This window comes from Prosthecobacter sp. (assembly GCF_014879935.1).
GTDB lineage: Bacteria > Verrucomicrobiota > Verrucomicrobiia > Verrucomicrobiales > Verrucomicrobiaceae > Prosthecobacter.
Genome location: NZ_JACSRD010000175.1, coordinates 1 through 10,485 on the forward strand (window position 1 = coordinate 1; position 10,485 = coordinate 10,485).

The following is a 10,485-nucleotide window of genomic DNA, read 5'->3' on the forward strand; positions in this document are numbered from 1 at the left end:
CCGGCGATCTGCGGCTGCTCGTCGGTGTTCACTTTGACGAAAAGAGCCTCGCCAGCGGCTTGTGCGGCCGCTTTGGCAAACTCCGGTGCCATCATCTGGCAGGGACCGCACCACGGTGCCCAGAAGTCGATCACCACAGGGATGGGGCTCTGGCTGACGAGGGCGGCGAAGGCCTCGATGTCGCTGATTTCGACCGGCGAGGAAACGAAGGGTAGATCGGCCTTGCAGGTGCCGCATCGGCCCTGTGAGGCGGCTTTGGCGTAGGCGATGCGGTTCGCGGTGCCACAGGCGGGACAGGGCAGGATGATGCCGCGGGCGTCGGATTCGAGAGAGGCGCTCATGGATGACAAAATCGGGTTGGAGTTAAATCTTGCATATACGCATACGCTCATATAGTCGTCTTGCAAGACAACCTTTCCACAACCATGAGCAAACACCTCCTCATCCTCGGCGGCGGCACCGCGGGCACCATGATGGCCAACCATCTTCGCCGTCGCCTGCCCGCATCGGATTGGCGCATGACGGTGGTGGATCGCTCTGACAAGCACCTCTACCAGCCGGGCTTTCTCTTCCTGCCCTTCGGCATCTACGACGAAAGCCAGATCGTGCGCCTGACGCGGGACTTCATGCCAAGCGGCGTCGATTTCGTGCAGGCGGAGGTGGACCAAATCACGCCGCAGGACCATGCGGTGACGCTGAAGGATGGTCGAAAGGTGAAGTATGACGTGCTCATCGTCGCCACCGGCTGCCGCACGGCACCGGAGGAGACCGAGGGCATGCTGGGTCCGAAGTGGCGCGTGAACGTGCATGACTTCTACACGCTCGATGGTGCCAAGGCGCTGCGGGAGAAGCTCCAAAACTTCACCGGCGGCCGCGTGGTGGTGCACATCAATGAGATGCCGATCAAGTGCCCGGTGGCTCCGCTGGAGTTCACTTTCCTCGCTGACACCTTTTTCCGCGAACGCGGCATCCGCGAGAAGGTCACGCTCACCTATGTGACGCCGCTCTCCGGGGCCTTTACCAAACCGAAAGCCTCGAAAAAGCTCGGCCACCTGCTCACAGACAAGCGCATCGAGCTCGTCACCGACTTCGTGGCGGAGCGTGTGGATCAGGAAAACGACAAACTGGTGTGCTTTGACGGTCGCGAGGTGCCTTACGACCTGCTGGTGACGACGCCGACAAACATGGGCGACGAGGCCGTGCGCCGCAGCGCCCTCGGTGACGACCTCGACTTCGTCCCGACGCACAAACACACGCTGCAATCGCTCCAACACCCGGATGTCTTTGTGATCGGCGACGCGACGAACGTCCCCGCATCGAAAGCGGGCTCTGTGGCGCACTTTGAGAGCGAAACACTCGCCGACAACGTCATGCGCCACATCCAAGGCGAGCCGCTGAAGGAGGAATTCGACGGTCACTCGAATTGCTTCATCGAATCCGGCAACGGCAAGGCGCTGCTCATCGACTTCAATTACGAGCATGAGCCGCACGAGGGGAATTTCCCCTTCGCCTTCGGCCCCATGAAGCTGCTGGAGGAGTCCCGCCTCAACCACCTCGGCAAGCTCGCCTTCCGTCATATGTATTGGAATGTGCTTCTCAAAGCCTGGCCGATGCCGGGAATCAGCCGCCAGAAGAAAAAGCCCGCTGCGTGATGCGTGACGAGTGATTCGTGAACCTCTTTTTGAACCCTATAGACCAACCACCATGAAAAAAAACATCGCAGGAACAGAAATCGACGTGAACGAAGAAGGCTATCTCACGGACATGTCGCAATGGAACGAGCAAATCGCCGCCGCCATCGCGGTGGAGGAGGGCATCGGCGCACTCGGCGACGGCCACATGAAGGTCGTGCGTTATTTGCGTGAGCAGCAGGCCAAAGGCGCGGCGCTGACCATTCGAAGCATGGGCAAGAGCGGCGTCGTGACCACGAAGGAGCTCTATGATCTCTTCCCCGGGGGCCCGCTGAAGAAGTCCTCCAAAATCGCCGGCATCCCGAAGCCGGTGGGATGCATTTGAAACCGTTCGCGGTTCTCTGTTCCCGGTTCCCGGTTAAGCAGCCTCCGCGATCGCCCCAACTGAGAACTGAGAACCCCAAACCGAGAACAAAAGTATGACCGACGACAAACAACCCGTGAAAAAGATGTCCATCATCGTGAGCCGAGGCTCGCTGGATGGGATTTACCCCGCGCTGATCATGGCGAATGGCGCCCGCATGGAGGGCATCGAGGCCTCGCTGTTCTTCACCTTCTTTGGCCTGAATGCGCTGGCGAACAAAACGCTCGACAGCCTCAAGGTGTCCACCGTGGGCAATTCCGCGTTGAACATGGCCATGCCCATGCTCGGCCTGCCCATGACGATGCCGTTTCCCACCTGGATGGGCGCGATTCCCGGCGTGTCGGCCTTTGCCACGCACCTCATGAACAAGGAGATGGAGAAGCTCGACATCCCGCCAGTGCGTGAGTTTTTGGAGCTCATCTCCGACTCCGGCGGCAAGATCTTCGCCTGCAAGCTGGCGATGGATATGTTCAAGCTGAAGAAGGAGGACCTCATGGACCGCGTCGATGGCGTGCTGACCGTGGGTGATTTCTACAACGAGTCCGCCGGAGCCGGCACGCACATCCTTTTCACCTGAGCCATGCCCGTGATCTGCAATGACGCCGCCCGCTGTGAGGTGATGAACCTCGCCTGGGGCCCAGGTGGCCACGGACCGTATCTCGTGCGGCAGGAAGGCTACGCTCCCGGCAGCAGCACCTTCAAGATGCAGCGCTTCATCCTGCAAAAAGACGGCCGCTGGCTGCTCAATCTAGCTTTCGTCATGCTACCAGAGGCCGAGCAGGAGGCGCAGTTGTTTCACAGCCTCACGGAGGTGCTGCAAATGTTCGAGGGCCTCAGTTCCAAGCCCGTGAGTGCCCACGCCCACCTCCCCGCCGGTGCCAACGCGGACGAGATCCTCGCCCACTTCGAGCAGTGCACCCACCGCATCCTGCGCGGCATGCGGACATGCTCCACGGTGCCGCTGAAATGAATTTCTCATGAAAACATCCCCCAAAGTCATCATCGTCGGCGGCGTGGCCGGTGGAGCCTCCTGCGCGGCACGACTGCGCCGTCTCGACGAGCACGCGAGCATCACCGTGTATGATCGCGGCCCCTTCGTGAGCTTTGCCAACTGCGGGCTGCCCTACCATGTCGGCGGCGTGATCCCGGAGGAGGCGAGCTTGCTGCTCGCCTCGCCACAGCTCTTCCACAGCCGTTTTCGCATCGGTGTGAAGGTGCATCATGAGGTTTCGGCCATCCATCGTGAGGCCAAAACGGTCATGGTGAAGAATCTGCTCACCGGCGAACAGTTTGAAGACGCCTACGATGTGCTCGTGCTCTCGCCTGGAGCAACTCCGATCAGGCCAGAGCTGCCGGGGCTCGATTTGCCGGGTGTTTTCAGCGTGCGCAGCATTCCCGACACGCGGGAGATTCGCGGCTGGATCACGCAAAAAAGTGCCAAGCATGCCGTCGTGGCTGGTGGAGGCTTTATCGGGCTCGAAATGGCCGAAAACCTCCGCCACCTCGGTTTGGAGGTCGTTGTGGTCGAGGCTGGACCGCAGCTCATGCCCGCGATGGACACGGAAATGACCGCGCCGCTGAAAAAGCACCTGCAAAAGCACGGGATCGACATCCGGCTGAATACACCGCTGACCGGCATCGCCGCGAAAAACGGCCAACTCGTCGTCAATGATGCCATCGAGACCGATCTCGTCATCCTCGGCCTCGGCGTGCGACCGGAAACAACACTCGCCAAGGCCGCCGGGCTTACTCTCGGCCAGCGCGGTGGTATTTCCGTCGATGCGCAGATGCGCACGAGTGATCCCGCCATCCTCGCCATCGGCGATGCCGTGGAGGTGCACGACGTCGTTACTGACACCGAAATTCTGCTCGCCCTCGCAGGTCCCGCGAGCCGCCAGGGCCGGATCGCCGCTGATGTCATCGCTGGACGGGACAGCGCCTTCCGTGGCGTGCAGGGCACGGCGATCTGCGGCTTGTTTGACCTCGCCGTGGCTCAGACTGGTGCCACCGAGAAGTCACTGCGCCGCGCCGGGATCACCGACTACGAAAAGGTGTATCTGCACCCGAAGCACCACGTCGCCTACTACCCCGGCGCACAGACGCTGCACCTGAAGGTGCTCTTTGCGAAGCCCGATGGCCGCCTTCTAGGCTTGCAAGCCGTCGGCATGGCCGATGCGGCGCGGAAGGTGGATGTCGTCTCCGCTTTGATCCAGAAAGGCGGCACGGTCTTCGACTTGGAGGAACTCGAACTCTGCTACGCCCCGCAATTCGGCGGTGCCAAGGACGCGCTGAACTACGCGGGCTTCATCGCCGCAAATCATCTGCGTGGCGATCTGCCGCTCTCACATTGGAACGCGCTGCCGGAAGGTACCTTCCTGCTCGATGTGCGTGACGAGGATGAATTCGCCGAAGGCCACCCGGACGGCGCGGTGCTCATTCCGCTGCCCCAGCTCCGTGACCGCCTCAGCGAACTGCCGAAGGACAGGCCCCTGCACGTCTATTGCGGCGTCGGCCAGCGTGCCTACTACGCGGTGCGCCTGCTCCAGCAGCACGGCTTTGATGCGCGGGACATCAGCGGCGGCATGATCACGGCAGGGATGGTGGAATAAAAAATGGCGCTCTGATCACAGAGCGCCACAGGGAAACCGATGGAGTGATTGATCAATAGCGGTCGCGACCGCCGCCGCCACCACCACCGCCGTAGCCGCCACGGCCACCGCCTTTGCCGCCGTATCCACCGCGGCCGCCGCCGCCACCACCACCGTAGCCGCCGGAAGGACGCTCTTCCTTCGGACGGGCTTCGTTGATGCTGAGATTGCGCCCACCGAACTCCTTGCCGTTCAAGCCACGGATAGCCGCGTCCATTGCGTTGCTGGAGTCCATGGTCACGAAGGCAAAGCCGCGAGGACGTCCGGAGTCGCGGTCAATGGGGAGGAAGACATCGGTCACGCCGCCGTATTCGGAGAACAGGCTGGTGATATCCTCGGAGGTTGCGCTGAAGGGCAGGTTGCCCACATACATTTTGGTGTTCATATCGTTTGAGGCCCGTGCTGCCTGCGTCGTGCCATCGGCAAGCTCCGTTGTCGGATTTAGAACACCAAAGATTCAACCTGATGAGCAACTTGGTTTGGCCTTTATCAGGTTAACGTGCGGCCGTGCTGTCGTCTGTTTCGACGGAATAGCAACCGATAGTTTCTCCTCACGACGAACCAGCGGGGCCATGGCTGCCGCAGCCGCCGCCTGTGCCGCTGTTCCTGCCGGGCATGAAACCAGGATCAGTGCATCTCCACCTCGCAGTGGCCCAGACCGCCGCGGAAGTAGTTGAACTGCACATTCGGGTGATCGGCGAGCAGCGACATGGGCACAGAGCTGTCCGCCAGGCGCTTCGAGATCATGAGCGCGGTAAGTCGCTGCCCCAGCGGATTGTCATGCATGCCAGCGTGCCAGATGCTCACCTTCTCGGCCATCCACGTTTCTTTGGGACCGACCGTGATCGCCATCTTCGGCACCATGGTGATGTTGCCTCCGCCGGAGGTGCGGGCGTTCTGCGCCAGTGTCACCGGATGCAGATCCACAATACGCGTGCCCAGCTTGCGATACTCCGCAGGCGGTGGCGGATCGTTCTTCCATTTGCCGGTCCGTTTGGGCGGATCATTGAAGGCCCAATGCTTGATGTCGCCCTGGCCGCCCTGCATCACCACGCAGCGCACGCCGCTCTGCCAGCTCTTCACATACTCACTCACATCGGCCTTCGGGAAATGCAGGTGGGAGTCCGGCATGCAGAGTTTTTTCTGCATGCGGTCAAAGCAGAGCTCGCGATCCGCCCGCTCGAAGGACAGCGGGTGCTCCATGCTGACCTCCTTCTTCGTGTTCTCGTCATACCACTCGTCCATGCCCCAGAAATGGCCGTCCTTGATGGAAATGCCGAGGTCGTTGATCAGTCGGGCCACAAGCGGCAGTTGCTCCGTGGGGCCGATCGGGCCGCAGATGCCGGTGGGATTGTCCGCCGTCGCCTGACGCCAGGCATGGATGTACTCCAGCGCCTCGGCCAGATAGAACTCCTCCAGCGTGTCATACATCACCACCTTGAAGCCGGGACGTGAGAGCTGGCGGAGGTCGCGCTCCGTGAGCCGTGCGGCATCGTTGATGAGATCGAAGTCCAGGGTGGTGTAGTCCCACCAATCCGGGGCGATGTGGCTGAGTTTGCGCGGCATGGCTGGTATTGGGTTGTCGTGTGGCGTGATGTTCGGAGAAAACGGGCCGTTTGCCAAGAACTCATCTCAAAAAGGACCGGAAAACGGGTGTCATGGCCACAGCGTCATGCGTTGTGCATGGGGGGCCGTGGCGTCCTTCGCAAGCCCCGGCAGCCGCCGCAGCCTTGACCTCTCGCTCCGGCCCAACTACCTCCGCCCATGCACGATGACGCCACCATGCTCCACCACCCCGACGCCCTCACACGCCTGCGCTATGTGGTGCACCGGTTGCGTGCGCCGGGCGGTTGCCCTTGGGACATGGAGCAGACGCACGAGTCGCTGATCCCGCATGTCATTGAGGAAGCCTACGAGGTCGCTGAGGCCATCCGCGGCGGCGATCCGGCCCAGATTTGCGACGAACTCGGCGACATCCTTCTTCAGCCCGTGCTGCATGCCGAGATCGCGAGCGAGACCGGTGCCTTCGATCTCGATCAAATGGCCCACGGTTTGTGCGACAAGCTCATCCGCCGCCATCCGCACGTCTTTGGCGACACCACCGCCGCCACGAGCGATGCCGTGCTCACCCAGTGGGACGCGATCAAGCGTCAGGAAAAAGGCACGCAGCATGAAGGCATGCTCCACGGCGTCGGCGGCGGTCTGCCAGCGCTGATGCGCGGCCAAAAGCTGCAAAAGAAGGCCGCGAGAGTCGGCTTCGACTGGCCGGACGCCGCGCCGGTCTTCGACAAAATACGCGAGGAGACCGCCGAACTCGAAGCCGCCGTGCAAAGCGGCGATAAGAAGCACATCGAGGAGGAAATCGGCGATCTCTTCTTCAGCGTCGTCAATCTCGCCCGCAAACTCGGTATCGAGTCCGAGTCCGCCCTCGCCGCCGCGAACGACAAGTTCGTGAAACGCTTCCACGCGATGGAAACCCACCTCCGCGAGCACGGCAAGGAACTCGGCAAGCTCAGCCTCGCCGAGATGGACGAGGCATGGGATGCGGTGAAGAAGCAAGCAGACTGATCGGATGGATCTCAGCGGTTTCCCATTTCCCAAACTCTGGGCGCAGGTGCGTTCGAAGTCATGGCTGTGGCTCTTCCGCCGCCAGCAAATCGATGAAGGCGGTCGTTTGCTGAAGCATGGCGATATCGGCCTCGCGGGCGTGCATGTGTGCTCGGAGAGTGAGCTGGAGATCATTGCGGGCGTGGGCACGGGTTTGTTCAACACAGCCTCGGTCACCGTTCATCTGCGGCTGAGGGAAGATGGCTCGATGGCGATGACTTCGCACTGCACTTGCGTGCAGGGATCGCTCTGCCCGCATGCGGCGGCGGTGATGCTGATGCTCGACATCGAAGAAGGTCGTCAACGCATCGAGAAGATGGCCCGCGTGCAGGAGAAGGCCTCGCCATCACCACAAAGCGAGAGCGTGGAGCTCGAGATCAAAGAGGAGTTGCCGCCAGCGGAGCCGAAACCGGTGCTCGTGGTGCGTCGCATCGCCGCGCAGGTGCCGCAGATCACCGCAAAGCGCGGCATCGGCGGCTGGGTGCCGCGCAGCATCGCCATCGCGCAACCGTTTGCGGAGTATGATGGCTGTCCGCGTCGATTTGAGATGCTGGTGCGCAGCCCGGCGCATCAGTGGACGGACGAAGACGGCACAAAACACACCGTCGTGCGCAATCTGCGCTCCGAGCGCTTGCTGCTGACCGATTTGTCATCGCTGGGCCTCAAACCCTTCGCCGAGGCGATGCCGGGCGCGAAGGCGGAGGAGTCCACGCTGGGCTTCATGGCCATTCATGGCGATCAGGCCTTGTTTTGGGCGCAGTTCCTTCAAGAGCAGACGAAGAAGCTCGGCGAAAGCGGCTGGCGTGTCGAAGTGGCGGAGGACATCGGCTTCCAAATTCACGAGGCAGGCGAAGACGAGTGGTTCAGCGACCTGCAAGGCGACAAAGGCGGCAAGGACTGGTTTTCGCTCGATCTCGGCGTGGACATCGAAGGCCGCCGCATCTCGCTGGTGCCGCTGTTGGTCGATTGCATCGATCAAGGGCTCACTGCGGCCGTTTTGGAGAAGAATCTCGACCAGCGTTTCCTGCTCTCGCTCGGCGGCGATCGCGATGATGTGCTCTCCGTGCCTGCGGAGCGGCTTTTGGTGCTGCTGCGCTTCTTTGATGAGCTGCTTTCGACCCGTCCGGTGCGCAAAGACGGCAAACTGCAGCTCGACAAGCTCCGCGCCGCCCAGCTCGCCACACTCGATGGATTGCCAATTCGTGCTCCGGCGGAACTTTCGGCGCTTTCTCAGCAGTTGGAGAACTTTCAGCGCATCACGCTCATCGAGCCGCCGAAGTCGCTGAAGGCCAGTTTGCGCGATTATCAGCGCGAAGGGGCCTCGTGGATGCAGTTCCTGCGCGAGTTCGGCCTGCACGGCATTTTGGCCGATGACATGGGCCTGGGCAAAACGCTGCAAACGCTCACGCACATCCTCATCGAGAAGGAAAGCGGCCGCATGGAGCACCCGTGCCTCATCGTGGCCCCGACGAGCGTTTTGCGGAACTGGATCAACGAATCGATCAAGTTCACGCCGACGCTGAGCTTGCTGCTGATGCACGGACAGAGCCGGAAGAGCGATTTCAAGTTCCTGAAGCAGTATGATCTCGTCGTGACGAGCTTTCCGCTGCTCGTGCGCGATGCCGAGGTGATGCGCGAGCAGGAGTGGCACATCGTCGCGCTCGATGAGGCGCAGAACATCAAGAACCCGAAGAGCCTCGCCGCTCAGGTGTGCGGCAGTTTGAAGGCGAAACACCGCCTCTGCCTCACCGGCACGCCGATGGAAAACCATCTCGGCGAGTTGTGGAGCCTCTTCCATTTCCTCATGCCCGGTTTGTTGAGCGATGCGGACACTTTTCGTCAGCACTATCGCAATCCGATTGAGCGCGATGCCGATGCAGACCGCCAAAAGCAGCTGAGCACGCGTCTTCAGCCGCTCATGCTGCGTCGCACGAAAGACGCGGTGGCGAAGGAACTGCCGCCGAAGACGGAAATCCTGCACAACATCACGCTCGGCAAGGAACAGACCGATTTGTATGAGACGATCCGTGCCGCGATGGACAAACGCGTGCGCGAAGCCATCGCCGTGAACGGATTGGATCGCTCGCAGATCGTCGTGCTCGATGCGCTGCTGAAACTCCGCCAGGTCTGCTGCCATCCAAAGCTGCTGAAACAGGAAACCGCGCAAAACGTCGAGGAATCGGCCAAGACGGCCTACTTGATGGACGAGATGCTGCCCGAGTTGATCGAGGAAGGCCGCCGCATCCTGATCTTCTCGCAGTTCACCGAGATGCTGGCGCTCATCGAGGCCCGCTTGAAGAAAGACGGCACTCAATTCGTGAAACTCACCGGCAGCACGAAGGATCGCGAGACACCGATCCGCGAGTTCCAGACAGGCAACGTGCCCGTTTTCCTCATCAGCCTCAAAGCCGGCGGCGCAGGCCTCAACCTCACCGCTGCGGACACCGTCATTCATTACGATCCGTGGTGGAATCCCGCCGCCGAAGCCCAAGCGAGCGACCGCGCCTACCGCATCGGCCAGACGAAGCCCGTCTTCGTCCACAAACTCATCTGCGAAGGCACCATCGAGGAACGCGTCGTAGCGATGCAGCAAAAGAAGGCCGCCCTCGTCGAAGGCCTGCTCACCGGCCGCACCGACAAGCTCCAGCTCACGCAATCGGACATCCAGGCGCTTTTTGCGGTGGAGTGAGGGCTGATTCTGGCGATTGCCATCAATGGGCTGGTGTAGCACACTTCACCATGACATTGACGCTCAACATTCCTGATCTGCTGGCTCATCGGATCGATGCTGCCGCCTCCAGTCTGGCACGCCGTGTGATGGAGGGCTTTGCCGCCCAATCATATCGTGAAGGTGTGCTGTCCGCGGCGGAGGTTCGTTCGTTGCTGGGTTTTGAGTCCCGATGGGCGACGGAGGAGTTTCTTTCTGCCGCGGGGTCTTCCCGGACACCTCAAAGGACGAGGTTGTTGGTGGTGCCAAGGCATTGAGTGGATGCGCTCATGTTTGTAGTTCGGCCTTCAGGCCGTGATTGGTAGCAAACAGCCTGGGTTCATGAACAGACTGTTGAGGCAGCGCTAGAAGGTGTGAGAAACGCGGGCTAGCCCGGGCTAGCCCCAATGCCGTTAAGCTATAATTTCTGTACTTTCTGTTTTGGTGGTTAACTGACAATGGATGCCC

Annotated in this window: 10 protein-coding genes; 7 read left to right on the forward strand and 3 right to left on the reverse strand. The window is 61.2% G+C overall.

Annotated features, from left to right (window positions below):
- Positions 1-341 (reverse strand): thioredoxin domain-containing protein (locus IAE77_RS18475; RefSeq protein ID WP_294229654.1); only part of this gene is annotated, 341 nt, incomplete at its 3' end.
- An 84-nt stretch (positions 342-425) separates the two neighbouring features.
- Here IAE77_RS18475 and IAE77_RS18480 point away from each other — a divergent pair.
- The 5 genes from IAE77_RS18480 to IAE77_RS18500 all read left to right on the forward strand — a co-directional run bounded on the left by IAE77_RS18480 (position 426) and on the right by IAE77_RS18500 (position 4,664).
- Positions 426-1,652, forward strand: a complete 1,227-nt coding sequence (locus tag IAE77_RS18480; RefSeq protein WP_294229656.1) for an FAD-dependent oxidoreductase — start codon at positions 426-428, stop codon at positions 1,650-1,652.
- Between the two features lie 52 nt (positions 1,653-1,704).
- Positions 1,705-2,016 (forward strand): TusE/DsrC/DsvC family sulfur relay protein, encoded by a 312-nt coding sequence (locus tag IAE77_RS18485; RefSeq protein ID WP_294229659.1) that lies wholly within the window; start codon positions 1,705-1,707, stop codon positions 2,014-2,016.
- Between the two features lie 124 nt (positions 2,017-2,140).
- Positions 2,141-2,632, forward strand: a complete 492-nt coding sequence (locus IAE77_RS18490) for a DsrE/DsrF/DrsH-like family protein (RefSeq protein ID WP_294229679.1) — start codon at positions 2,141-2,143, stop codon at positions 2,630-2,632.
- A 3-nt stretch (positions 2,633-2,635) separates the two neighbouring features.
- Positions 2,636-3,025, forward strand: coding sequence for a hypothetical protein (locus tag IAE77_RS18495; protein WP_294229661.1), 390 nt, complete (start codon positions 2,636-2,638; stop codon positions 3,023-3,025).
- Positions 3,026-3,032: 7 nt separating this feature from the next.
- Positions 3,033-4,664 (forward strand): FAD-dependent oxidoreductase, encoded by a 1,632-nt coding sequence (locus IAE77_RS18500; RefSeq protein WP_294229664.1) that lies wholly within the window; start codon positions 3,033-3,035, stop codon positions 4,662-4,664.
- A 52-nt stretch (positions 4,665-4,716) separates the two neighbouring features.
- On the opposite strand, the gene IAE77_RS18505 is transcribed toward IAE77_RS18500, so the two are convergent.
- Complete coding sequence (locus IAE77_RS18505) at positions 4,717-5,088, reverse strand: RNA-binding protein (RefSeq protein WP_294229669.1); 372 nt, start codon at positions 5,086-5,088, stop codon at positions 4,717-4,719.
- 242 nt (positions 5,089-5,330) lie between these two features.
- On the reverse strand, positions 5,331-6,269 hold the full coding sequence (locus IAE77_RS18510) for a glucosamine-6-phosphate isomerase (protein ID WP_294229672.1): 939 nt from the start codon (positions 6,267-6,269) through the stop codon (positions 5,331-5,333).
- 198 nt (positions 6,270-6,467) lie between these two features.
- Here IAE77_RS18510 and mazG point away from each other — a divergent pair, with 198 nt between their 5' ends.
- Together mazG and IAE77_RS18520 are read left to right on the forward strand one after the other, a co-directional pair.
- Positions 6,468-7,271, forward strand: coding sequence for a nucleoside triphosphate pyrophosphohydrolase (mazG, locus tag IAE77_RS18515; protein WP_294229674.1), 804 nt, complete (start codon positions 6,468-6,470; stop codon positions 7,269-7,271).
- Positions 7,272-7,317: 46 nt separating this feature from the next.
- Positions 7,318-9,999, forward strand: coding sequence for a DEAD/DEAH box helicase (locus tag IAE77_RS18520; RefSeq protein ID WP_294229677.1), 2,682 nt, complete (start codon positions 7,318-7,320; stop codon positions 9,997-9,999).
- Positions 10,000-10,485 lie beyond the last annotated feature (486 nt).